General features: G+C 70.3%; 27 protein-coding genes and 1 tRNA gene. 18 read left to right on the plus strand and 10 right to left on the minus strand.

Annotation, left to right across the window (positions count from 1 at the left end):
* The first annotated feature begins 78 nt into the window (after nt 1-78).
* Nucleotides 79-1,260 carry an SPFH domain-containing protein gene (locus ACR68M_RS17545; RefSeq protein ID WP_441251456.1) on the plus strand — a complete coding sequence of 394 codons (1,182 nt, stop codon included), beginning with the start codon at nt 79-81 and terminating at the stop codon, nt 1,258-1,260.
* Nucleotides 1,257-2,150 (plus strand): C40 family peptidase, encoded by an 894-nt coding sequence (locus ACR68M_RS17550; protein ID WP_441251457.1) that lies wholly within the window; start codon nt 1,257-1,259, stop codon nt 2,148-2,150. Before ACR68M_RS17545 ends, ACR68M_RS17550 begins: the two co-directional genes overlap by 4 nt.
* Before the next feature lie 29 nt (nt 2,151-2,179).
* Here the strand turns inward: ACR68M_RS17550 and ACR68M_RS17555 are convergent, their stop codons facing one another.
* On the minus strand, nt 2,180-3,172 hold the full coding sequence (locus ACR68M_RS17555) for an aldo/keto reductase (protein WP_441251458.1): 993 nt from the start codon (nt 3,170-3,172) through the stop codon (nt 2,180-2,182).
* A gap of 143 nt (nt 3,173-3,315) precedes the next feature.
* On the opposite strand from ACR68M_RS17555, the gene ACR68M_RS17560 reads away from it, so the two are divergent.
* Nucleotides 3,316-3,513: a hypothetical protein gene (locus tag ACR68M_RS17560; protein ID WP_441251459.1), complete on the plus strand. Its 198-nt coding sequence runs from the start codon at nt 3,316-3,318 to the stop codon at nt 3,511-3,513.
* Nucleotides 3,514-3,641: 128 nt separating this feature from the next.
* Entirely contained in the window at nt 3,642-4,535 is an 894-nt protein-coding gene (locus tag ACR68M_RS17565) for a tyrosine-protein phosphatase (RefSeq protein WP_441251460.1), read from the plus strand.
* 11 nt (nt 4,536-4,546) lie between these two features.
* On the opposite strand, the gene ACR68M_RS17570 is transcribed toward ACR68M_RS17565, so the two are convergent.
* The 5 genes from ACR68M_RS17570 to ACR68M_RS17590 form a co-directional block, all read right to left on the minus strand.
* Nucleotides 4,547-5,410, minus strand: coding sequence for an RNA polymerase sigma factor SigF (locus tag ACR68M_RS17570; RefSeq protein WP_441251461.1), 864 nt, complete (start codon nt 5,408-5,410; stop codon nt 4,547-4,549).
* Nucleotides 5,411-5,578: 168 nt separating this feature from the next.
* Nucleotides 5,579-6,406 (minus strand): RNA polymerase sigma factor SigF, encoded by an 828-nt coding sequence (locus tag ACR68M_RS17575; protein ID WP_441251462.1) that lies wholly within the window; start codon nt 6,404-6,406, stop codon nt 5,579-5,581.
* 250 nt (nt 6,407-6,656) lie between these two features.
* Complete coding sequence (locus ACR68M_RS17580) at nt 6,657-6,950, minus strand: Dabb family protein (protein WP_441251463.1); 294 nt, start codon at nt 6,948-6,950, stop codon at nt 6,657-6,659.
* Nucleotides 6,951-7,009: 59 nt separating this feature from the next.
* Nucleotides 7,010-7,174, minus strand: coding sequence for a hypothetical protein (locus tag ACR68M_RS17585; protein ID WP_168219611.1), 165 nt, complete (start codon nt 7,172-7,174; stop codon nt 7,010-7,012).
* Between the two features lie 379 nt (nt 7,175-7,553).
* Nucleotides 7,554-7,727, minus strand: coding sequence for a hypothetical protein (locus tag ACR68M_RS17590; protein WP_441251464.1), 174 nt, complete (start codon nt 7,725-7,727; stop codon nt 7,554-7,556).
* Between the two features lie 726 nt (nt 7,728-8,453).
* Between ACR68M_RS17590 and ACR68M_RS17595 the strand changes: the two genes are divergently transcribed.
* A complete protein-coding gene (locus tag ACR68M_RS17595) occupies nt 8,454-9,473 on the plus strand; it encodes a YaaC family protein (RefSeq protein ID WP_441251465.1) in 1,020 nt (339 codons plus the stop codon).
* 5 nt (nt 9,474-9,478) lie between these two features.
* Here the strand turns inward: ACR68M_RS17595 and ACR68M_RS17600 are convergent, their stop codons facing one another.
* Both ACR68M_RS17600 and ACR68M_RS17605 read right to left on the minus strand, forming a co-directional pair.
* Entirely contained in the window at nt 9,479-10,180 is a 702-nt protein-coding gene (locus ACR68M_RS17600; RefSeq protein ID WP_441251466.1) for an HAD family hydrolase, read from the minus strand.
* Nucleotides 10,177-11,025 (minus strand): GntR family transcriptional regulator, encoded by an 849-nt coding sequence (locus ACR68M_RS17605; protein ID WP_441251467.1) that lies wholly within the window; start codon nt 11,023-11,025, stop codon nt 10,177-10,179. The genes ACR68M_RS17600 and ACR68M_RS17605 overlap by 4 nt, the downstream gene beginning before the upstream one ends.
* Before the next feature lie 393 nt (nt 11,026-11,418).
* Here ACR68M_RS17605 and ACR68M_RS17610 point away from each other — a divergent pair, with 393 nt between their 5' ends.
* The 13 genes from ACR68M_RS17610 (at nt 11,419) to ACR68M_RS17670 (ending at nt 20,695) form a co-directional block, all read left to right on the plus strand.
* Complete coding sequence (locus tag ACR68M_RS17610; protein WP_441251468.1) at nt 11,419-11,904, plus strand: WhiB family transcriptional regulator; 486 nt, start codon at nt 11,419-11,421, stop codon at nt 11,902-11,904.
* A gap of 139 nt (nt 11,905-12,043) precedes the next feature.
* Complete coding sequence (locus ACR68M_RS17615) at nt 12,044-13,039, plus strand: DUF2637 domain-containing protein (protein WP_441251638.1); 996 nt, start codon at nt 12,044-12,046, stop codon at nt 13,037-13,039.
* A gap of 19 nt (nt 13,040-13,058) precedes the next feature.
* Nucleotides 13,059-13,403, plus strand: a complete 345-nt coding sequence (locus ACR68M_RS17620; RefSeq protein WP_441251469.1) for a hypothetical protein — start codon at nt 13,059-13,061, stop codon at nt 13,401-13,403.
* Nucleotides 13,400-13,876: an RRQRL motif-containing zinc-binding protein gene (locus ACR68M_RS17625; RefSeq protein WP_441251470.1), complete on the plus strand. Its 477-nt coding sequence runs from the start codon at nt 13,400-13,402 to the stop codon at nt 13,874-13,876. The genes ACR68M_RS17620 and ACR68M_RS17625 overlap by 4 nt, the downstream gene beginning before the upstream one ends.
* Nucleotides 13,876-14,052: a hypothetical protein gene (locus tag ACR68M_RS17630; protein WP_441251471.1), complete on the plus strand. Its 177-nt coding sequence runs from the start codon at nt 13,876-13,878 to the stop codon at nt 14,050-14,052. The genes ACR68M_RS17625 and ACR68M_RS17630 overlap by 1 nt, the downstream gene beginning before the upstream one ends.
* A 48-nt stretch (nt 14,053-14,100) precedes the next feature.
* Nucleotides 14,101-14,229, plus strand: a complete 129-nt coding sequence (locus tag ACR68M_RS17635) for a hypothetical protein (protein WP_441251472.1) — start codon at nt 14,101-14,103, stop codon at nt 14,227-14,229.
* A complete protein-coding gene (locus ACR68M_RS17640) occupies nt 14,226-14,879 on the plus strand; it encodes a hypothetical protein (RefSeq protein ID WP_441251473.1) in 654 nt (217 codons plus the stop codon). Before ACR68M_RS17635 ends, ACR68M_RS17640 begins: the two co-directional genes overlap by 4 nt.
* 12 nt (nt 14,880-14,891) lie before the next feature.
* On the plus strand, nt 14,892-15,311 hold the full coding sequence (locus tag ACR68M_RS17645; protein ID WP_441251474.1) for a hypothetical protein: 420 nt from the start codon (nt 14,892-14,894) through the stop codon (nt 15,309-15,311).
* A gap of 2 nt (nt 15,312-15,313) precedes the next feature.
* Nucleotides 15,314-16,174 (plus strand): hypothetical protein, encoded by an 861-nt coding sequence (locus ACR68M_RS17650; RefSeq protein ID WP_441251475.1) that lies wholly within the window; start codon nt 15,314-15,316, stop codon nt 16,172-16,174.
* Nucleotides 16,175-16,284: 110 nt separating this feature from the next.
* Complete coding sequence (locus ACR68M_RS17655; protein ID WP_441251476.1) at nt 16,285-17,190, plus strand: bifunctional DNA primase/polymerase; 906 nt, start codon at nt 16,285-16,287, stop codon at nt 17,188-17,190.
* A 91-nt stretch (nt 17,191-17,281) separates the two neighbouring features.
* Nucleotides 17,282-18,874 (plus strand): YfjI family protein, encoded by a 1,593-nt coding sequence (locus tag ACR68M_RS17660; protein ID WP_441251477.1) that lies wholly within the window; start codon nt 17,282-17,284, stop codon nt 18,872-18,874.
* A 260-nt stretch (nt 18,875-19,134) separates the two neighbouring features.
* Nucleotides 19,135-19,407: a helix-turn-helix domain-containing protein gene (locus ACR68M_RS17665; protein ID WP_441251478.1), complete on the plus strand. Its 273-nt coding sequence runs from the start codon at nt 19,135-19,137 to the stop codon at nt 19,405-19,407.
* Between the two features lie 13 nt (nt 19,408-19,420).
* Nucleotides 19,421-20,695: a tyrosine-type recombinase/integrase gene (locus ACR68M_RS17670; protein ID WP_441251479.1), complete on the plus strand. Its 1,275-nt coding sequence runs from the start codon at nt 19,421-19,423 to the stop codon at nt 20,693-20,695.
* A 73-nt stretch (nt 20,696-20,768) separates the two neighbouring features.
* Here ACR68M_RS17670 and ACR68M_RS17675 read toward each other — a convergent pair.
* Both ACR68M_RS17675 and tadA read right to left on the minus strand, forming a co-directional pair.
* A tRNA-Ser gene (locus tag ACR68M_RS17675) sits at nt 20,769-20,858 on the minus strand.
* Nucleotides 20,859-20,868: 10 nt separating this feature from the next.
* Nucleotides 20,869-21,402, minus strand: a complete 534-nt coding sequence (gene tadA, locus ACR68M_RS17680) for a tRNA adenosine(34) deaminase TadA (protein ID WP_441251480.1) — start codon at nt 21,400-21,402, stop codon at nt 20,869-20,871.
* Nucleotides 21,403-21,453 lie beyond the last annotated feature (51 nt).

Consider the following 21,453-nt stretch of genomic DNA (forward strand, 5'->3'; position numbering starts at 1 on the left):
AGCTTAGCCTGAGCCCTGGCACTGCCCGTCAGATCCGGGCCGCTCGTTGCGCGACACACCGACCCCGAGGACCCGTGCATGGACGTCACCCGCGATTCTTCGCAGCGACCCGACTCCTGGCCCCCCGCCCTGCCCTCCCCGCTCCCGGCAGGGGCCACCCAACTCACCCGCGTGGTGGCCTCGAAGTTCGTCGACGACGAACTGGAGCGCCCCACCAAGGCGAAGGCCCCGGCCGTCACCCCCAAGCCGGCCGCCACCGCACCGGCGGCCGTCACCTCCGCCCGCCGCCCGCCCCGGACCGACCCGGCCCTGCGCGAGCACGGTGCCCGCGCCGTCCCGGGCTGGATCGCCCTCGCCGTGCTGCTGCTCGCCCTCGCGGGCGTCCTGCTGGTGCTCACCCGCACCGGCGTGATCCCGCACTTCGGGGCGCTGCCGGACATCCGTACCGGCGCGGCCAAGGAGACCGGCAGCCCGGACGTCGGCGTGCCCGCGCTCGCCGCCGCCTCGGGCGCGGCCCTGCTGGCCGTCCTGGTGCTCGGCGGGCTGCTGGTCAACGCGGGCGGTGAGACAAGGGTGCTCACCCGGTGGGGCCGCTACCGGGGCACCGTCCGCCGGCACGGGCTGGTCTGGGTCAACCCCGCCCTGCGCCGCCGCCGGGTCGACGTACGGCTGCGCCACTGGCGCAGCGATCCCGTCACCGTCACCGACCGCACCGGCACCCCGATCGTGGTCCGGCTGCTGATCGTCTGGCGGGTCAAGGACACCGCCCGCGCCGTCCTCGGCCTCGCCGAGCACGAGGACTACCTGCGCGAGCAGACGCACGCCGTGCTGACCCGCACCGCCAGCACCCTCCCGTGCGACAGCAACGCCGCGCCCGGCCCGGCCCTGCGGGACGGGCACTGGTTCGCCGACGAGCTGACCAGGGCCCTCGCGGCCGAGACCGCCCCGGCCGGGCTGGAGGTCTACTCCGTCCAGCCGCTCTCCCTCGACTACGCGCCCGAGGTCGCCGAGAGCATGCGCCGCCGCCGCCTCGCCGATCTCGACGCGGGCCTGCGGACCGTCCTGGTCGACGACGCCGTCGAGGCGGCCGCACTCGCCGTCCGGCGCCTGGAGCGGGCGACGGCGCACGAGCTGGACGAGGCCGCCCGCAGCGCGCTGATGGAGCACCTGCTGGTCGCCTTCGTGGCCCCGGCCGGTGTCAGCGCTCCCGTACCCCCTCCGGCCACCAGGGCCGGGCGTAAGGAAGGACGACCCGCGTGACGTCAGCCACCGACCCGAGCCTGCTCACCTTCGAGGAGGGCCGGCCCGGCCCCTGCACCTGCTCGTACTGCTCCCATCCGCGCCCGGCCGCCGTGAGCAGCGGCCGAATACACCGCGCGGTCCGCCGCACCTGCATCGTCACCACCGTGCTGGCCGGCGCGGGCGCGATCGGCCTCACCCTCGGCGCCACCACCGCGAACGCCATGCCCGCCCCCGCCAAGCAGGGTTGGGACGGCTCGAAGTACTGGTTCAAGAACGCCTCCGGCGAGTGGCGCTACACCAGCCACCAGAGCGTCTACCAGAGCCGCACCGGCTCCACCTCTCCCGCCGCCCCCACCGGCAACAACGGCAACAACGGCAACAACGGCATCCGGCAGGGCTTCGACGGCTCCAAATACTGGTTCAAGAACGGCAGCGGCGACTGGCGCTACACCAGCCACTACGACGTCTACCTCAGCCGCACCGGACAGTCCGCCGGGCAGTCCCCTTCGACGCCCCGGCCCCCGGCACCCCCGGCCACCTCCTCCGGCAGCACCGAGTCGGCCGTCGGCTACGCACTCGCCCAGCTCGGCAAGCCGTACGTCTGGGGTGGCAACGGCCCGTACGGCTACGACTGCTCCGGCCTCGTCCAGCAGGCCTTCCGCCGCAGCGGCATCAGCCTGCCCCGGGTGGCCGACGACCAGTACGCCGCCACCACCCCGATCTCCTCGGGCCGGCTGCGCCGTGGCGACCTGATCTTCTGGTCCAACACCGGCCGCGCCTCCGGCATCCACCACGTCGCCGTCTACCTCGGCAACAACCAGTACGTGGAGGCCCCCCGCCCGGGTAAGCCGGTCCGAGTGGCCACCCTCTCCAGCGGCTACTACCCGACCCACTTCGGCCGCCCGTAGCGAGCGGGTGGGCCCCCAGCCCGCGGGGCCTACTCGCTCGCGGCGTCGAGCAGCTCCAGATCCTCCGCCGTCAGGCGGAGCTGCATCGCGGCCAGCAGCGCCGGGACCTGCTCGACCTTCCGCGCGCTGGCGATCGGCGCGGCGACGGTCGGCTGGGCGATGAGCCAGGCCAGCGCGGCCGTCGCCACGGCGACGTCGTGGCTCTCGGCGACCTTGTCGAGGGCGGCCAGGACCCGCAGGGCGCGGGGGTCGGAGAGGAAGTCCGCCGCGCCGTGGCCACGGCCGCTGTCGACCGGGCCGCCGCCGGGGCGGTACTTGCCGGTCAGGAACCCGGCGGCCAGCGCGTAGTACGGCACGCAGGACAGCCCGCGCGCGGCGACGACGCCGGCCAACGGGCCCTCGTACGTCGGCCGCGAGACCAGGTTGTAGTGCGGCTGCACGGCGACGTACGCCGCGAGGCCCTCGCGGGCCGAGAAGTCGAGGGCCTGGGCCAGCCGCTCGGCGCTGATGTTGGAGGCGGCCACGGCCCGGACCTTGCCCTCCTTGACGAGGGCGTCGAGGGCCGGGACGAACTCCTCGACCGGCGTCGCGGGGAAGTCCCAGTGGGTGTAGAGCAGGTCGATCCGCTCGATGCCGAGGCGGCGCAGCGAGCCTTCCGTCGCGGTGCGGATGTTGGCGGCCGAGATGCCGGGCATCGCGGGGTGGCCGCCGACCTTGGTGGCGACGACGACCTGGTCGTGGTTGCCCCGGCCGGCGAGCCACCGGCCGAGGACGGTCTCCGACTCGCCGCCCCGGTGGCCGGGGGCCCAGGCGGAGTAGACGTCGGCGGTGTCCACGAAGTTGCCGCCGCCCGCTGCGTACGCGTCGAGGACGGCGAAGGACTGCGCCTCGTCCGCCGTCCAGCCGAAGACGTTCCCGCCCAGGCACAGGCGCGAGACGGTGAGCTCCGAGCCGCCGAGGCGGACCTTGTCAGTGGTGTCGCCGGGAAAGTCACTGGGAGTGTCGCTGTGGGTGTCCGTCATATCGGCAGTCAAGCGGATCGGCCACCGGCGCAGGGCTCTGCGGCCGGAATCCCGGTGCGGATGTTTCAAGTCCGTACCGGGGAGTCACCCACCCGGGGGTCCGGGGTGTCCTCCGACCGGCCGAGTTGGCTAGAGTCCGTGCCATGGCTGACAACGACTACGACCCCGCCGGCAGCACCCAGATGTTCCGGGCCTTCGTCGACGAAACCCCCGCTCCGCAGGCCCCGGGCTCCGTCTCGACCTACGGCAGTACCAACAGCAACCGCACGGGCCTGATCGTCGGCATCGCCGTGGTGGCGCTCGTCGTCATCGGCGCCGTGATCTGGCTCGCCGTCAAGTAGCACGCGATCCCCCAGGGGCCAGGGCCCGGGTCTGCTCACCGGCCCGGTCGGTCACGCCGTCCTAGACTGATCGGGTCCGGCGTGCTCGTACATCCGTACGTCGGCGCCCGCACCCCCTGGAGGACTCCGTGCCCGAGCAGCAGCCCGTCGAGACCGCCCGCAGCCTTGGCCTCCAAGGGGCGGTGAACGCCCGCGACCTCGGCGGCTACCGCACCCGGGACGGCCGCACGGTCAGGCACGGCGTCGCGCTGCGCGCGGACGCGCTCAACCGGCTGACCGAGGCCGATCTCGCGGTGCTGGTCGCCGGCGGCCTGCGCCGGGTGGTCGACCTGCGCAGCCTGGACGAGGTCCGGGAGGCCGGGCCGGACGTGATCCCGGGGCTGCCGGTGGCCGAGATCTCGGCGGCCGAGTACTCCTCGGAGCCGGTCACCGTCGAGCCCGCCGAGCCGGGCGGGCTGACGCTGCACCATCTGCCGATCTTCGCGGCGGACTTCGACATATACGTGGCCCTGCGGGACGCCCTGGCGGGCCGCGACGCGGAGCGGCAGCGCGAGGTGCTCGGCGACGGCAAGGCCGGGCGCATGATGGAGGGCCTCTACCGCTGGTTCGTCACCTCGCCGGTCGCCCGTGCGCGCTTCGCCGAGGTCGTCCGCCTGCTGGCCGCGCCGGACGGGCCGCCGGTGCTCTTCCACTGCTCGGCGGGCAAGGACCGCACCGGCTGGGCGGCGGCGATCGCCCTCACCGCGGTCGGCGTCGAGCGGGAGACGGTCTACGAGGACTACCTGCTCACCAACGAGCGCTCCGCCAGGCTGATAGAGACGATCGTCGACAGCTTCGGCAGCAGGGGCCTGATGAAGGACCCGGCCCTGATGCTCCCGGTCTTCCGCGCCGAGCGCTCCTACCTGGACGCCGCCTTCGAGGAGGTCACCCTCGGCTGGGGGAGCTTCGAGAAGTTCTGGCAGGACGGCCTCGGCCTCGACGGGGACACCCTCGAGGGCCTCCGCCGCAACCTGCTCGCCTGAGACCCTCCGGCCTACTCGTTGACCAGCCCCGCGCGGAGCTGCGTCAGCGTCTTGGTCAGCAGCCGGGAGACGTGCATCTGCGAGATGCCGATCTCCTCGCCGATCTGCGACTGCGTGAGGTTGCCGAAGAACCGCAGCATGATGATCCGCCGCTCGCGCGGCGGCAGCTTGGCGAGCAGGGGCTTGAGCGACTCGCGGTACTCGACGCCCTCCAGGGCGAGGTCCTCGTACCCGAGGCGGTCGGCGAGCGGGCCGTCGCCGTCCTCCTCACCGGGGCTGGAGTCGAGCGAGCTGGCGGTGTAGGCGTTGCCGACGGCGAGGCCCTCGACGACGTCCTCCTCGCTGACGCCGAGGAAGACGGCGAGCTCGGCGACGGTGGGGGAGCGGTCGAGGCGCTGCGAGAGCTCGTCCCCGGCCTTGGTGAGGGCGAGCCGCAGCTCCTGGAGCCGCCGGGGCACCCGCACCGACCAGCTGGTGTCCCGGAAGAAGCGCTTGATCTCGCCGACCACCGTCGGCATCGCGAAGGTCGGGAACTCGACGCCGCGCTCCGGGTCGAAGCGGTCGATGGCCTTGATCAGGCCGATCGTGCCGACCTGGACGATGTCCTCCATCGGCTCGTTGCGGCTGCGGAAGCGCGCGGAGGCGTACCGGACGAGCGGCAGGTTGAGCTCGATCAGGGTGTCGCGGACGTACGTGTGCTCCGCGCTCTCCGGCTCCAGCGTGGCGAGCCGCTGGAAGAGCGCGCGGGAGAGGGTGCGGGTGTCCAACGTCCGGTCGATGGGCTCGCGCGGCATGCTTGGTACGGCCTGCGCAGGGATCTTCTCGGCGACCGAAGTCGTCCCGTGGATCTCAGCACCGCCCAGCTCTCCGGACATGTACCCCACCCCCTTGTGACTGACAGTTCAACGGGCACTACCGAGCGGCAGTTCCCGGCCAGTCGGTCTTCTCCAGCTCAATACCGGATCACGCGCCCCGGCAAACCCGAACGTCGCAACTTGTCACTCGGCAGTAACGCCCAGCAATCCCCGGCCGAGCGCCGGCGGTCACTCCTCCCAGGAGTTCCCGGTCCGCAGCCTGGTCAGGATTCTCGACAGTAGCCGCGACACGTGCATCTGGGACATGCCGAGTTCGGTACTGATCTGGGACTGCGTCAGATTGGCGAAGAACCGCAGCATGACGATCCGCCGCTCCCGCTCGGGCAGCTGGACGAGCAGGTGGCGCACCATGTCGCGGTGCTCGACGTCGGCGAGCGCGGAGTCCTCGTAGCCGAGCCGGTCCAGCAGGGCGAGCCCGCCCTCGTGCTCCTGGGCGGCCTCCAGCGAGGCGGCGTTGTAGGCCCGCCCGGCGTCCAGGCAGGCCCGGACGTCCTCCTCGGGGATGCGCAGGCAGGCGGCGATCTCCGGCACCTTGGGAGTCCGCCCGTGGGTCACGGTGAGCTCCTCCATCGCGCCGCTGACCTGCACCCACAGCTCCTGGAGCCGGCGCGGCACGTGCATGGTGCGGACGTTGTCGCGGAAGTACCGCTTGATCTCGCCGAGGATGGTCGGCAGCGCGTACGTCGGGAACTGCACCCCGCGCCCGGGGTCGAAGCGGTCGATCGCGTTGATCAGGCCGATGGTGCCGACCTGGACGACGTCCTCCATCGGCTCGTTGCGGCTGCGGAAGCGCGTCGCGGCGTACCGGACGAGGGGGATGTTCACCTCGATCAGCGCGGCCCGCACCCGCTCCCGCTCGGGCGCTCCGGCGGGCAGCTCGGAGAGCCGCTCGAACAGCACCCTGGTGAGCGTCCGCACGTCCACCGCGCCCCGCCCGGAGGGTGCTGCGCTCCCCTCGTCCGCATCCGGCACGCTGTCCTGTGTCTGCACGAGCACGTCACCCCTCCCGAAAGTCGACACGTATCGACGCTTGTGACCCTTGTCCTGGGTGGGGGCTCACCACCTCGTCAGGTCCGGCAAAATCGGTCATAGCATCACAAGTCATGCCTAGTCCGGGCAAGCACCGTAAATAGGTGTGTTGGTGGATTGACGGGACGGCAGCCGGATGCACTGCGGCCCCCGGAGCGGTGCTCGCTCCGGGGGCCGCAGTGGTGCTACGGGTACGACCTGTGGGCCGCTCGGGTGATCAGACCTCGACGTCGGCGATCACCCAGGTGGCGAACTCGCGCCACTGGGCGGCGGCGGCCTGATGGGCCGGGTGGCCGAGGTACGCGGCCAGCGTGTCGCGGTCCGAGACCAGGCTGTTGATCGCGTAGTCGTACGCGATGTCGCGCACGGTGGTGTTCCAGCCGCACTCCCACTCGCGCAGCTCGGCGATCTGCGCGCCGAGCTCCTCGAAGGCCTTGGCGCCCGCGACGGCGCGCTCGTCGTCCTTGGTGACGCCTTCGTTGAGCTTGAACAGGACCAGGTGCCGGATCACGATGCCGCTCCTAGCGGGTTGAGGGTCGTTCCGGCCACCGTAACCGCCCGTCCCGTCCGCTACTTCACCAGCCCGGTCATGAACGTGCCGACCGCCTTCGCCGCGTCCGAGATCCCGACGAACCCCGATTGGACGAGCTCGGCCGCCCTGGCGGGCGACGTGATGATCGTGTAGATGACGAAGATGAGCAGGAGGTACATGCCGATCTTCCGCGCCTGTGCCATCGCGTTGGCCCGCCTCCCTGCCGTCCCCAGCCGTGGGCAACGGTCCGAATTCCCGTGCGCCCCTCCACTGGACCGCAGCTTATCCACCGGATGGCCCACGGCGTGAGTGGCGCGTTCACCCGGCGGGACGAAGGTCCTCGCGGGACAGGTCTTTGTCCGGATGCCCGGCGCTCGTGCGGACGGCAGGATGGGTGACGTACCGAGGATCTGGCAGGAATCGCCGGTACATGGAACCGGAGTTCCCCGCTGTGGGACCGGGCGCCGCGGCTTCCCCCCGACGCGGCACCGGTTGTGGGACCTCCGCCCGGGGGAGCAGCCTGTCCCCCCGAGGCTGCTCCCCCCTCCTACCTCTCTGCCCCAACCTCCGCCGGACCGTGGGTCAGACGGCACCGTTCTTGGTGTGCACCTGGTCCCAGGCCTCGGAGACGTAGCGCTCGCGCTCGGTCAGCGTCAGCTCGGGGAAGTAGTCCTTGAGTCGCTCGACGACCTGCTGCTCGGGCTCGTGGCACTCGTGCAGCAGGAAAGCGGCCTTGTGGATGATCTGGTTCTCCATGGCGCAGAGCCCTCCCTCTTCAAGCAGGTCAACCCTGTTGCCGACTCTGCCCGGTCAGCATAGAACCGCCCTCTTGACGCCCGACGGCCGAGGGGTGGCCGCAGCAGGGAGAGTGTCAGTTCGGGCCCGCAGCAACCCACCGCGGCCAGCAGGCACCCCTGGGAACGCCGAAGGGGCTCACGATTCCTCGTGAGCCCCTTCGGTACTTCGCTGGCGGTAGCGGTGGGATTCGAACCCACGGTGAAGTTGCCCCCACACACGCTTTCGAGGTCTGGGCAGTGGTGTCCGGCAGGGTCCGCCAGGGTTCCGGCCCCAGGTGGGCCAGCGCCGTAGGGGCACGGTGAACCCTGGCGAACGCGGGTGAATGAGACCAGAACTGAGACCAGCAGATGTGGCGTGGGCTGGCGCTGGCCAGTTGACTGCTTCGGTCTAGCGCAGTCTAAGGGACGAGCAGGGGAGTGGACCGCTTGTCGGAGCAGCCGGTGGAGCGCTCCTTATAGCGCGCGGTCATGTCAACTACCGCACGTTTCGAAAACTCCTGCGCCGCTAGCTTTGTCGAGCGTAGAATATTCGGCATCAAGGATCCAATGGAGGATGCCCGATATGAGTTCGCCGCTGCCTACTGCTAGGGCATTTACGAGCTGGCTCCTTAGGCCCCCCGTCGAGCCGAATAGGGGTTGGGATACGTGGTCAAATGAGGCGTCTACTCCCCTCATTCTGGAAGCATTGAGGAAGCAGTCTGAAATCAAGACTCATGGCCGTAATAGATTCTCCGGCTCACTCAAAAGCAAGAATGCTCTGTGGTATGAGTATCGAAATTTTCTACGTCAGGCTCTGAGTAATTTTGAGGCAGCTCTGGGCGTGCCCAATCGATCGGCATGCCTCCTTTATTACTACTCCATGTTGAATTTTGCCAAGGCGGAGCTGCTTGATGTATTTACCGTCTCCCAGATATCGGGCAGGATAGGTCATGGCATCAGCTTCAATCCGACGAACGCCAAGAGCATCTCGGGCGACTACTTGACGGTCAAGGCCGGTGTCTTTCCTCGACTGTATGAGCGAAGGACTGGAATTCCAATATCAATAAATCAGAGGATTCCGATCAAGGCTCTTCTGGGAAATATTCCAGAAATTGGAACTCAGGTCAATGACACGGGGATAGGGGATCCGACTGACGGTTCTTTCATTCAGCTTCTGGCTTCCGACGCCAACTCGTCGTGGCCGGTCCTTGCTGTGACGGGAGAGCTGCCGTTTGGGGTTCGCAGCAACGCAAGCAAGATCTTTCGGAGGGAGTTCCGCCAAGTGGGGGCGCCCGAAAAGTGGCGTGACCTATTTGGTATCAGTCGCCGCCTGCCTTGGGCAATGGAATTCTATGAGGCAAAGAATCTTGTCCCTCACGTAAATGGGCAGTCCAACCTTGCTGGTGCAGCTAGCATAACGTGGAAGCTTCGAAACTACTTCACGCTCGCGCAGCATAGCTGGCTGGATGCCCACTTCTGCCCGAGTCTTTACAGGGCTCGGGATGTTCCGATGCCGGCGGAGCTTGCGCGCTATGCCCTGGTCTACTATGCATCATCTCTTGTTAGGTACAAGCCGTCAGCATTTGATCCGCAGCTTCACCCTGAGCAGGCGTATCTTTTTGATGCCCTGGCCCGTGAGTGTGCGCTGCCAATGTTGATCGATACGCTCAGCTACCTAGAAGGCAAGGCGCAATTGTTTTATCCGGAGGATTCGTGGCGCCTGTAAGCTGTCTATGGTTCTCTCGACTCATTGAGAGAATTGGCAATTATCTGCATTGAACTTACGACAAAGATGGCGCCGGCGGCAGAGAGCATGACGTCCTTTCCTGGCTTATTGGCGTATCCAATGGTAGCCACGCCCGCAGCGCGCCCGGCCTCCACATCCCGGGCGGCGTCGCCGATGAAAATGCACTGCTCTGGCTTGCTGCCAACCGCCTCCATCGCATCTAGAAGGAGACGCGGGCTCGGCTTCATGGACGCCGGGTCACCGGGGATTCGCCCGAAAACGCCAGTTACGAAGCGGTCGAGCCGCTGATCTTCCAGGTATGCTTGGATTGCTGCGCCCGAGTTGTTGCTTACCATTGAGACAGTGCGACGGGATGTTTCGCAAGCGCGCAGAACCGACTCGGCCCCCGGGTTGGGTCGACTGATCAGTACAGCCTCAGTCTCAAGCGACGCGAGCGCGCTATCTGTTGCTGATGTGAGGTCGGGGTGGGTTTCGGCGATCAGCCGAAGGAGGGCGAGCGGGTCAGCCTCGGTCGTGCTACTGGCCAGGGCCTGCTCACCAGCAGCGAGCAGGCTCAGACGAAGACGTTGTGCGACTTCCGGCGCCGGGAGGCCAGCAAAGACCGAGCAGATCGGGCCGTCGAAGTCGAGTAGGACGTGCTTCACCGGGCGAAGCACGTCGGCGAGCGACGGGGAAGCACCGGTCATGGCTGACGCTCGTAGGCAATGGTGGACCACACGCTGTCGAACCACATCTGGGCCTGCTGGACGTACTGCGAGCCAAGTGAGGCGTCGTCCGGGCCAGCGGCGTGATGGAACAGCGTAGTGTCCTTTCCGGTGACGTCGTAGAACGTGTGGTCGTTGCCATTGATCGCCACCGTCCGCTCCCGGAGGGGGTAGAACCCGAAGAAGGCTTCCGCCCGGTTCAGGATGTACAGCTTGAAGAGGCTGGACGCCCGGTGCACCTTCACCTGGACCGATGCCTTCTGCACGAGACCGAGCTCCGCCAGCATCTCGACCGAGTGGGCGATGCCGCCGGCGTTGGTTAGCGCGATGTGGCGGGCCCGCTCGCGGAGCGCCAGTTCGTCCTTGAGTCCGTCTACCAGGACCGGCACGGCCATGGACTCCGTGGTGTCCGGCAGGAGCAGGCGCACCGTGATCGACTCTGGCGCGAGCCTGCCGGAGCGGACCTTGTCCAACGGCTCTTGCATGGCGTTGTGAAGGGTCTCGCTGGAGAAGCCGGCGAAGTCGAGCGTCACCTGCTTCTGCTCGAAGGCTGCTTCGAGGTGAGGGCGGAGGCCGACGGGCCGTGACGTGCGCTCGCGGACGAAGGACCCGCTGCCCTGCCGGGTGACGATCAGCCCTTCGGTCCTGAGCAGGTCGAGGGCCTTGTCGATCGTGCCGCGCGCAACGCCGAAGTGCTTGGCGAGCTCTGGGCCGGACGGGAGCTTGTCGCCGGTTTCGAAGCCGGGCTTCTTCGTGAGGATCGAGGCCCGCAAGGAGCTGCTGACCTGCTGATACGGCGGGCGGGAGTCATCCGGGTCGAGGCTCATGCACCCATGCTAGGACAGGTGCTCAACATGCGCGAGAAACCCAACTGTCTTGACCTGCCTAGGCAGGTTGTCTATGTTGAGCATGTCGCCACCGAGAGATGCGGAAGCGACAAGGAGGGCCCTTCTTAGGGCTGCTCTGACCTGCGCAAACGTGCCCGGAGGGGTGGGGTGACAGCCCCCCGAAGGAAGCAAGCGTTCCTTGAGAACTCAACAGTGTGCTGATCAACGAACGAGTGTCTTTGGTCCCCGATCCGTGCCGCCTGTGGCGGGTCGGGGGTCATGGCTACTCGTGAGTCACGAGTGGTCTGGGCCCACGAAAACGGGCCGCCGCGCTCCGGCCAAGGAACGCGCGGCGGCCCCTCGGGCCACCACCCCAACAGAAGAGGTAGACCCGTGAAGACGATTGTTGCAGGACAGAGGGCCGCCACGGCCTTCGAGTTCGCCGAGCTGGCGCTCGGTGTGGACACCGATCTCTCCGCCGCGATCTGCACGCAGGTCGAGCCGGACGTGTTCTTCCCCGAGCAGGAGGACGCCGCCGGCGAGAGGGTCGCGAAGGAGATCTGCGGGTTCTGCCCGGTGCGGTCGGCGTGCCTGGCGCTGGCGATCTCCCGCAACGAGGAGTTCGGCATCTTCGGTGGCCTGACCCCGCAGGAGCGCAGGGAGCTGTACCCGGTACGGCGGTCGGTCGATCGCGCCGCAGTCGAGCCGACCCCCGCGCCCACCGAGCCGAAGCGTGAGCCCGTCACATGCGGCAGCCGCCGTGGCTACCAGCGGCACCGCCGGCGCGGCGAGGTGGCGTGCGACCTCTGCCGCTACGCCAATGCCGCCGCCGACCGTCGCCTTCGCACCACCGGAAGCACGAAGGAGCTGGCGGCGTGAGCCGAGCCGCGAAGGTCCGGGCGGCGGCGGGACGGTGTTCACGGATGACCGTCCTCGCGTACGCCGTGCTCACGCCGCCGGTGAGCGCGCTCACCGGTCGCTCACCGGCGCTCATGAGGTGGTCGTCGTGACGGCCTTGATGAGCCCCGAGCAGGTCCGTTCCGCCGAGCGGACCCTGTCCGTCGGGACGTGGGCGATCACGTTCGGCGCGGTCCTCTACAGCGTGCTCACGGTCACCCCGCTGATGGCCGGTCACAGTCCGAAGGGCTGGGGGTGGACGGCGCCGATCCTGCCGCTGGTCGTGGACGCGGCCGTGGTCATCGTCGTCCGCCTCGACAGCACGCTCGCCCGCCTCGGCGGCCGCAGCGGCCGGTGGCCCGTCGCGCTGCGGTGGATGACCGGCACCATGACGCTCCTGCTCAACATCGGTCTCTCCGCCCTTGACGGCGACCTGGTCGGGGTGGCCGTCCACTCGGTCGCGCCGCTGCTGCTGATCGTCACGGCGGAGGCATCCCTCGCCTACCGGCGGGCCATCACCACCGCCCTGCTCGCCCGTGAGCACGCCGCCCGCGCCGAGCGGGACGAGCGCGACCAGCGGGCCCAGGAGCGGCAGCGGCAGGCCCTCGCCGCCCGGATCGCCGAACAGGATGCGGCCGAGCGGCGCGAGCGTGAGCGCCGTGAGCACGAGGCCGCCCTCGCCCGTGAAGGCCGTGAGCACGAGGCCCGGATGCGGCGCGAGGAACGGGAGGCGGATGAGCGCCGGGAGGCCGCCGCCCGGGAGAAGTCGGCCCGGCGGGAGAGCGCCGAGCGGGCCGAGCGTGAGCGCCGTGAGCGCGAGATGAGCGGGCGTGAGCACGCCGCCCGTGAGCGTGAGCGCCGTGAGCGGGAAGCCACCGAGCGGGCCGACCGCGAACGCCGGGAGGCCGTCGAGCGGCTGGCCCGGGACCTGCTCGACGCCGAGCCCGTCGCTGAGCGGATGCCGGAGAGCCAGGCCCGCAAGACCGTTGCTGCCGCGTACGCCGCTCGTCTGCCGCAGCGCCGCACGGCGGAGCTGACCGGCTGGTCCGCCGGATGGATCGCCGCCCGCTACGCCGAGCTGCGCGAGGACGGCTCTGCCGTGCCGCTCGCCGCCTGAAATCGAGGAGACACCTGCTGTGGCCAGCACCGGAACCACCGCTGATCTGATCCCCGTCGCGGGCACGGCCCTCGCCCTGCTCCGCACCCATCCCACCCTGCCCGTCCCGCGCATCGTCTTCGAGTGGGTGTCCTGGCCCGGCGGCGACAAGCCCGGTGGTCTGGGCTTCCAGCTGGGCCTGCACGGTGACACCGCCCTCGCCGATTTCGAGCAGTGGCGCGAGGCCCTCGGCCTCGACACCGGCACCGTCAGCCACGGCCACCGCAGCACCACCGCCTGGCTCATCACCACCTTCGCGGACGGCAAGGTGCCCGTGCAGCTCACCGGCTACTACAACCGGCCGAGCCCGGACGACGGCGAGTGAGCGGGCCCCGGTTCTTCGACCCCGACGGGCACCGCCACGGCGGAACTCCCACCTACCCCTACAAGCTCGCCCCAGACGGCCTTCTGACCTACCGGCAGCTCCGCGCGATCGGCTTGCGCCCTGGCGGGCAGCCCGTCGCCGCGCAGATCCTCTGGCGCTCCCGCCTGTGCAAGACCGGTCCCCGGGCCGCCTATCTCTACCGGCGCGAACTCGCCCTCCCCGTACGGCCGATGACCCCGGCCCGGTGGGTTGCCGTCCACGCCGCGAACCGGGCCCGTCGCACCTGCCCCGCCTGCCGGCGTGACGCCGGATACGTGCTGCCCCGCCACCTCGGCACCTGCCTGCCCTGCTCCGAACTCCCCGAAAGGGACGCCGACATGAGCGACCACACCGTCAACGGCGGCTACGGACACGAGCCCCGGCCGACCCCGCCCCCGCAGCCCGCCGAGCCCTCCCCCGGCAAGGGCGTCTGATGGCCCTCCTCCGCCGCAGCGAATCGAAGCCGTCCACCCGGACCGACACCCCCGACCACACCGACAGCTCCGGCCGCACGTGGACCGGCGCCGACTACGACGAGGCCCGCGCCTCCGGCCGCGTGGTCTACGCCCCCCGTACCACCAACAGCAACGACCAGCTCGGCCACCACTGACCCGCCCCGGCGGGTGTGCACCCCCCGCGCACCTCAAGTGTGCGGGGGGTGCACACCGCCTCTGACCTGGAGATCCTCATGGGCTACCTCGCCCTGCTCATCGCCATCGGGGTGGACGCGACCATCGGCTACCTCGCCATCCGCGAACTGACCCGCAGGGACCGGTGGTACCGGTGACCACCCCTCCGCCCCCGCCGCCCAACTACCCGCCCACCATCGGCTTGCAGACGACCACCTGGTGGTCGTGGCAGAACGCCTCCGCCTCCATGTGGACGCCCGAGCGGATCGCCGCCGCCGAGGCCGGCCAGACCCGACTCACCGCCGCGATGGACGGGCTGTCCCGCAGCATCACCGAGACCCCCGAGCAGCGGCGCCGCCGCCTCCGCCAGGAGGACGACTATGAGCGCGCGTTGCAGGGGGAGACCCCGCCCCAGCGCGCCGCCCGCCACCGCCGCGAGGACCGCCAGCACCAGCGCGCCGCCTCCCGCCTCTGGAAGGTGGGCGAGGGGGAGCGGTCCCGGCGCTTTCGCCGCTGGTGCACCCTCACCGCCGTCTCCGCCAGTACCGGGTACGGGCTCGGCCTGGTCCAGCAGATCAGCGAACTGCCGTTCATCGTGGGCCTGTTGATCGCGCTCCCCGGCACGTACTGGATCGACCTGAAGATGCGCGGCGGCTGGCAGCACCCCGAGCGCATCTCCGCACTGCGCGGCGGGCGTGCGATCAGCGCCGTGCTGCTGACCCGCATCCCCGTCAGCAGCGTCCTCGCCTCGCTGCTGCACCTCGACCGCCTCCTCGCCGCCAGCGGCCACCTCATCCACCACATCTAAGGAGTTCTGATCATGGGTTCGATGTTCGGCGCATTCGGCTCCGGCGGCGTCTGCCTGGCCATCGCGGTGTGGATCGTGATCGGGCACCGGGGCAAGGGCAAGCTCGCCGCCAAGCACGAGGACCACCACACCGCCTGGTGGATGATCATCTTCGGGATCTTCGCCGCCGGGGCGGGGCAGGCGTTCAGCGCACCGGCCACGGTCGGCGCCGCGCTCACCCACACCGCCACCCAGTCAGCAGCGTTCGGCAACGTTGGCGTCGGCGCCGTCGCCGCCGTCCTGACGATCGTCCTGTTCGGCACCAAGCCGAGGCCGCTGCTTGACTCCGTACTCGGCGCCACCGTCCCGTCCGTCTACGCCGCCGCCGGCGGCCTGTGGGCACTCCCCCTGACCGTCGTCGGCTCCGTCATCAAGTCCCTGGTCGGTGCCTGATCGTGGACACCGACCGGCTGAAGGCGAAGACGAAGGCTGGCCTGGGCGGGATCTCGCTGAAGGCGATCGGCCGGGGCAACCGCCGCATGCTCGCCCCGCTCAAGGCCCGGCACGCCGAGGCCAAGGGCCAGCACGCCGAGGTGCTGGCCGCCCTGGATGAGCGCCGGGCCAAGGCGAGGGAGATCGAGGACCCGGAGAAGCGTTCCAAGGCGCTCGAAGCGCTGAAGAGCGAGAAGCCGATGTCCCCGACCCTGGTCGCCGCCGGATGCACCGTGGTCGCCGCCGTCGTGGCCTGGCCGATGCTGCACGGCCACCACACCGTTGTGGCAGCCACCGGCCTGACCCTGTGGCTGCTGGCCGCCCTGGTGCTCGGTCAGCAGGACGCCGAGAACACCGCGACCGAGGCCACCGAGGAGGCCGAGGAGGCGCCCGCCGAGGCCTCAGCCCCGACCGGTCCCACCCCCGCCCAGACCCACGCCCTGACGGCCTCCCTGACGGCCGGTGGGGAGTCTGTTCTCCTCACCCGGATCGCCTCCCGGCTGGCCTCCTCCCACCCCGGCTGGACCCCCGCCCGCGGGGCCGTCCGCGCCCTCCTCACCGAGGCCGGTGTACCGGTCCGCGAGGGGGTCCGTACACCGGACGGCAACGGCCCCGGCGTCCACCACCAGGACGTGCCCCCGCTCCCCTCCCCAGCAGCAGCCACCCCTGGGGGCCCTGTTGTTGCCAACGTTGGCCCTGGTCAGAGTGCCAACGCCAACACCAACAACAGCTCCGAGCGCATCACCCGAGAGGGGTTCGTCGTGCGGGCCGACCCCGACAACCCCGCCCGCACCGTGGTGCTCGGCAAGCTCGACGCCGCCTGACCCACAGACACGAGAGGCACCCGCCATGACCAACCACTGGCCGAACAAGACGATCCCGGAGTTCACCGGCGAGAAGCTGGCCGACGCGATCGAGCAGCACGGAGCCACCCGTGGGTGACTGGCATCTGGCCCTGGGCGCCGCGCACGTCGCGGCCAAGCTCGGCCACGCCGTCTTCCCGACCACCCGGACCAAGAAGCCCGCGATCCCCAGCCCCCACCCCGACGACCGCACCTGCAAGGGCACCTGTAGCCAGTACGGGCACGGCGTCCACGACGCCACTACCGGCCCCGCCGTGCTGCAGGCCATGTTCGACGCCGCCCCCTGGGCCACCGGATACGGCATCGCCTGCGGACGTGCCCCGCACCACCTTGTCGGCATCGACCTCGACGTCAAGCACGGCATCGACGGGCCCGCCAACTTCCGGGCCCTCGCCGCCGAGCATGGGTTCACCATCCCGCACACCACCGTCGTCGCGACCCCCTCCGGCGGCTGGCACCTCTGGTTCACCGCCCCAGCCGAGGCGGTGGTCAAGAACTCCTCGGGGGAACTCGCCCCCGGTATCGACGTGCGCGGCAGCGCCGGAGTGCTGGTAGGCCCCGGCTCCCGCACCGCCGCCGGGGCCTACCGCTTCACCCCGCGCACCGACCCCCAGCACATCGCACCCCTGCCCGAACTGCTGCTGGCCCTGCTCACCCCGTCCCCGGCTCCGGCGACCAGCCCGTCAAGCCCTGGCTCCGGCCCGAGCGGTGAGGTGCGGGTCCTGGACGCCTACGTCCGGGCCGCTCTGGACGGCGAGACGGCGAAGGTGCGGGAGCAGCACAAACCCGGCCGCAAGAACCGGCTCTGGGCGTCCTCCGCCGCGCTCGGCCGCCTGGTCCGCACGGGCGCGCTGCCCGCCACCGACGCCGAGACCGAGCTCCTGCAAGCCGGGCTCGCCTGTGGCCTCGACTGGCGCACCTGCGAACGCACGATCCGCTCCGGCCTGGCCCGCGCCACCACCGGTCGCGCCACCTGACCGACTCCGCTCGCCCTCCCCGAGGCGGGGGCGGAAAAGCGCTTATCCGCCCCCGCATCGCCGCAGCTCTCTGTACGAAAGGGGACCACCCTTGACTCCTCCCACTCCCGCACCTGACGACGCGTACGGCAACGTCACCAGCCTGTTCGCCGACGACTGGGCCGCCCTGGAGCCGCCGCCCGAGCACACGGACGTGTGGGACACCCCGATCCCGCTCGGCCAGGCCATCGCCCTGCCGCCCTTCCCCGTCGACGCCCTGCCCGCCTGGGTAGGGGAGATGGTCGCGGCCGTCGCCGAGGAGACCCAGACCCCCGCCGACCTCGGCGGCTCCATCGGCCTCGCGGTGCTGTCCACAGCCTGTGGAGGCCGCGCCGTCGTCTCCGTCCGGGGCCGTTGGCGCGAGCCGGTGAACCTGTTCACCGTCACCGCCCTGCCCCCGGGCAACCGCAAGAGCGCCGTCGTCGCGGAGCTGACTCGCCCCCTGCTCGCAGTGGAGAAGGTCCTGATCGAGCAGAGCAGCACGGTGCGGGCCGAGGCGGAGACCACTGCCAAGCTCTCCCGCTCCGCTGCCGAGAAGGCCGCCGCGCGGGCGGCGAACGCCGAGCCCGAACAACGTGCCCAGCTCACCCGGGAGGCGATCGAGCTGGCCGAGGCCGCCGAGGAGACCAGCGTCCCGGCCCGGCCGCAGCTGGTCGCGGACGACGTCACCCCCGAGAACCTGGCCACCCTGCTCGCCGACCAGGGCGGCCGGATGGCCGTTCTGTCCGCTGAGGGCGGGATCTTCGACATCATCGCGGGCCGCTACTCCGGCACCCCCAACCTGGAGGTGTTCCTCAAGGGCCACGCGGGGGACATGCTGCGGGTCAACCGGCAGGCCCGGGACGCTCAGTTCCTCGAAGCCCCCGCGCTGACCATGGGGATCGCCGTCCAGCCGTCCGTGTTCCGGGACATCGCCAAGGCCAAGGGCTTCGAAGGGCGTGGGCTGCTCGCCCGCTTCCTCTACGCGATGCCCCGCAGCATGGTCGGCTTCCGCAACCTCACCCCGGAGTTGATCCCCGAGGCGGTGGCCGACACCTACGCCAAGACGCTGGGCACGCTCACCCTGGCCCTGGCCGGGTGGACCGACCCGGCCGTCCTCACCCTCACGCCCGAGGCCGACGCGGTGCTGCTGGAGCACCAGAACGCCACCGAGGTGCAGATGCGGCCGAGCGGGCCGCTCGCCCACATCGACACCTGGGCCAGCAAGTTGGACGGCGCGATCGCCCGCGTCGCCGGACTACTCCACCTCGCCGCCCACCCGGACGACGGGTACACCCGCCCGATCGTCGCCGAGACGATGACGGCGGCCTGCGGGATCGGTGACTACTACACCGCCCACGCCCTTGCGGTGTTCGACGCCATGGGCAACGACCCCGCGCTTGGCAAGGCCCGCGCCGTCCTCGCGCACCTGGAGACCGCCGACGCGCTGGTGATCAGCAAGCGGGAGCTGTTCCGGGCCCTGTCCCGGGGTGAGTTCCCGGCCGTCGCTGACCTTGACCCCGCCCTGACCCTGCTGGAAGAGCACGGCTGGATCAGGCAGGAAGCGCCCCCGGCCCGCACCGGACGCGGCGGCCGGCCGCCCTCCCCGCGCTACCAGACCCACCCCACCCTCACTTCCAGCCCGCGACAGAACCTCCAGAACTGACACAACCCCAGATCACCCGCTCTGACCAGCGCAAACGCCCGCACGACCCGCGTGACAGAACGGGTCCAAAACTCTGACACAACCCCCTCCCGCCCCGGGCCGCCCGTCTGGCCGGGGGTTCTGTCGGAGTTTTGGACCGGTTCTGTCACACCCCATCCCGGCCACAAACCCCCAGTTCACAGCCCCGACAGGGAGTTCTGTCAGTTCTGGAGGTTCTGTCACGCCCCAAGGCCGCCCACAGCACCACGGAAGGACCGAGCATGACCACCGCCACGCCCGCAGCCCTGACCGTGCCCGAGGCCAGCGGCACCGCGCCGGCCGTGCCGGACCAAGACCTCACCCTGGTCGCCCTCACGGTCGAAGAGGCCGCCCGCCGCCTCAGCATCGGCCGCACCACCATGTACGCCCTCATCCGGGACGGCGAGATCCCCACCGTCCCCATCGGCCGACTCCGCCGAGTTCCTGCCGAAGTCCTGGCCGAGTACCTGCGCCGCCTGATGAACAGCGTCGCCAACCACCACATCGCATCCTGAGGAGACAGCACCCTTGGCAACCCGTCAGCCCAACGGCGGTTCCAGCATTTACCAGGACAAGGACGGCAAGTGGCACGGCCGCGTGACCGTCGGCGTGAAGGACGACGGCTCCCCGGACCGTCGCCACGTCCGGGGGAAGACCCGGGCGGAGGTGACGAAGAAGGTCCGGGACCTGGAGCGGCAGCGCGACGGGGGGAACGTGCGGAAGGCTGGGAAGTCCTGGACCGTCGCGTCCTGGCTCACGCACTGGGTCGAGAACATCGCGGCCCTGCACGTCCGGCCGAACACCCTCTCCGGCTATCGGGTGGCTGTGAACGTTCACCTGATCCCCGGGCTCGGTGCTCACCGGCTGGAGAAGCTGGAGCCGGAGCACCTGGAGCGCCTGTACGTGAAGATGCAGGCCAACGGCAGCAAGCCCGCCACCGCTCACCAGGCCCACCGCACCATCCGGACGGCGCTCAACCAGGCCATCCGGCGCGGCCACCTCACCCGGAACGTCGCCTCTCTCGCCGTCGCGCCCCGGGTCGAAGAGGAGGAGGTCGAGCCGTACGAGGTGGAGGAGGTCCAGTCCCTGCTGCTGGAGGCGGCCAAGAGCCGCAACAGCGGGCGCTGGGCCATCGCGCTGGCGCTCGGCCTGCGGCAGGGTGAGGCGCTCGGTCTCCAGTGGCGGGACGTCGACCTGGAGGTGGGCTCACTCCGGGTGCGGCAAGCCCGGCAGCGGCCGAAGTACGCGCACGGCTGCACCGAGCCCTGCGGTCGGAAGCACGCCGGCCGCTGCCCGGAGCGGATTCACACGAACGAGGACGCCGCCCTGACCAAGTCGCGGGCGGGCAAGCGGCTGATCGGCCTGCCGGATCAGCTGGTGAAGTTGCTCCTGCTCCACAAGGAGGAGCAGGAGCGGGAGCGGCTGGCCGCCCGGCAGGAGTGGGTGGAAGGCGGCTGGGTCTTCGCTTCGGAGACCGGCCTGCCGCTGATCCCGCGTACCGACTGGGACCGGTGGAAGCAGCTGCTCGCGGCGGCGGGAATCCGGGACGGACGGCTGCACGACGCCCGGCACACCGCTGGCACGATCCTGCTGCTGCTCGGTGTGCCCGAGCGGATCGTGATGGAGATCATGGGGTGGTCCAGCTCCGCGATGACCAGGCGGTACCAGCACGTGACGGCCCGAATCCGGCGGGACGTGGCGAAGCAGATCGGCGGTCTCATCTGGGAGGTGGTCAAGGACTCCACCGGCGGCGAACCGGGTGAGCCGGGGGCCCCGGAGGTCGGCCCGAATCCGGCCAACTGAGACCAAAACTGAGACCGCCACGACGAAGGGCCCCGACCGTTGCCGGTCGGGGCCCTTCGTTTTTACTGCTCAGTGGCGGTAGCGGTGGGATTCGAACCCACGGTGAAGTTGCCCCCACACACGCTTTCGAGGCGTGCTCCTTTGGCCGCTCGGACACGCTACCGAGGGGAACTCTACCGGACGGCCCGGCCGGGGACGAAATCCGTATCCAGGCGCTGGGTGCCGAAGAACGCGAGCAGCTGCTCCGAGCACTCCCCGGCCAGGACGCCGGAGATCACCTCGGGGCGGTGGTTGAGGCGGCGGTCCCGCATCACGTCGAAGAGCGAGCCGGCCGCGCCGGCCTTCTCGTCGTACGCGCCGTACACCACGCGGTCGACCCGGGAGAGCACGATCGCGCCCGCGCACATCGTGCACGGCTCCAGCGTCACCACCAGCGTGCAGCCGCTCAACCGCCACTCGCCGACCTGCTCGGCGGCCTGCCGGATGGCCACCACCTCGGCGTGCGCCGTCGGGTCGCCGACGGCCTCCCGCTCGTTGTGGCCGCGCCCGATCACCGTGCCGTCGGGGCCGAGGACGAGCGCCCCGACCGGGACGTCGCCGGTGGCCGGGGCCAGCGCGGCCTCGGCCATGGCGAGGCGCATCAGGTCACGCCAGGGGTCGCGTACGGGGTCGGGGCGCACGGGAGCCGGGAGCGGGGCGGTCTGCATGGCTCCAGTGTCCGCCACCGGGCCTGCTCGGTCCGACCACCCCGCGCCGTG

Source organism: Kitasatospora sp. McL0602, assembly GCF_052076145.1.
GTDB lineage: Bacteria > Actinomycetota > Actinomycetes > Streptomycetales > Streptomycetaceae > Kitasatospora.

Coding starts and splice junctions, on each gene's coding strand:
- ACR68M_RS17545 (WP_441251456.1), top strand. CDS start 79: ATGGACGTCACCCGCGATTCTTCGCAGCGACCCGACTCCTGGCCCCCC.
- ACR68M_RS17615 (WP_441251638.1), top strand. CDS start 12,044: ATGAGCCCCGAGCAGGTCCGTTCCGCCGAGCGGACCCTGTCCGTCGGG.
- ACR68M_RS17555 (WP_441251458.1), bottom strand. CDS start 3,172: ATGACGGACACCCACAGCGACACTCCCAGTGACTTTCCCGGCGACACC.
- tadA (WP_441251480.1), bottom strand. CDS start 21,402: ATGCAGACCGCCCCGCTCCCGGCTCCCGTGCGCCCCGACCCCGTACGC.
- ACR68M_RS17665 (WP_441251478.1), top strand. CDS start 19,135: ATGACCACCGCCACGCCCGCAGCCCTGACCGTGCCCGAGGCCAGCGGC.
- ACR68M_RS17645 (WP_441251474.1), top strand. CDS start 14,892: ATGGGTTCGATGTTCGGCGCATTCGGCTCCGGCGGCGTCTGCCTGGCC.
- ACR68M_RS17570 (WP_441251461.1), bottom strand. CDS start 5,410: ATGTCCGGAGAGCTGGGCGGTGCTGAGATCCACGGGACGACTTCGGTC.
- ACR68M_RS17630 (WP_441251471.1), top strand. CDS start 13,876: ATGGCCCTCCTCCGCCGCAGCGAATCGAAGCCGTCCACCCGGACCGAC.
- ACR68M_RS17585 (WP_168219611.1), bottom strand. CDS start 7,174: ATGGCACAGGCGCGGAAGATCGGCATGTACCTCCTGCTCATCTTCGTC.
- ACR68M_RS17560 (WP_441251459.1), top strand. CDS start 3,316: ATGGCTGACAACGACTACGACCCCGCCGGCAGCACCCAGATGTTCCGG.
- ACR68M_RS17590 (WP_441251464.1), bottom strand. CDS start 7,727: ATGGAGAACCAGATCATCCACAAGGCCGCTTTCCTGCTGCACGAGTGC.
- ACR68M_RS17605 (WP_441251467.1), bottom strand. CDS start 11,025: ATGAGCCTCGACCCGGATGACTCCCGCCCGCCGTATCAGCAGGTCAGC.
- ACR68M_RS17600 (WP_441251466.1), bottom strand. CDS start 10,180: ATGACCGGTGCTTCCCCGTCGCTCGCCGACGTGCTTCGCCCGGTGAAG.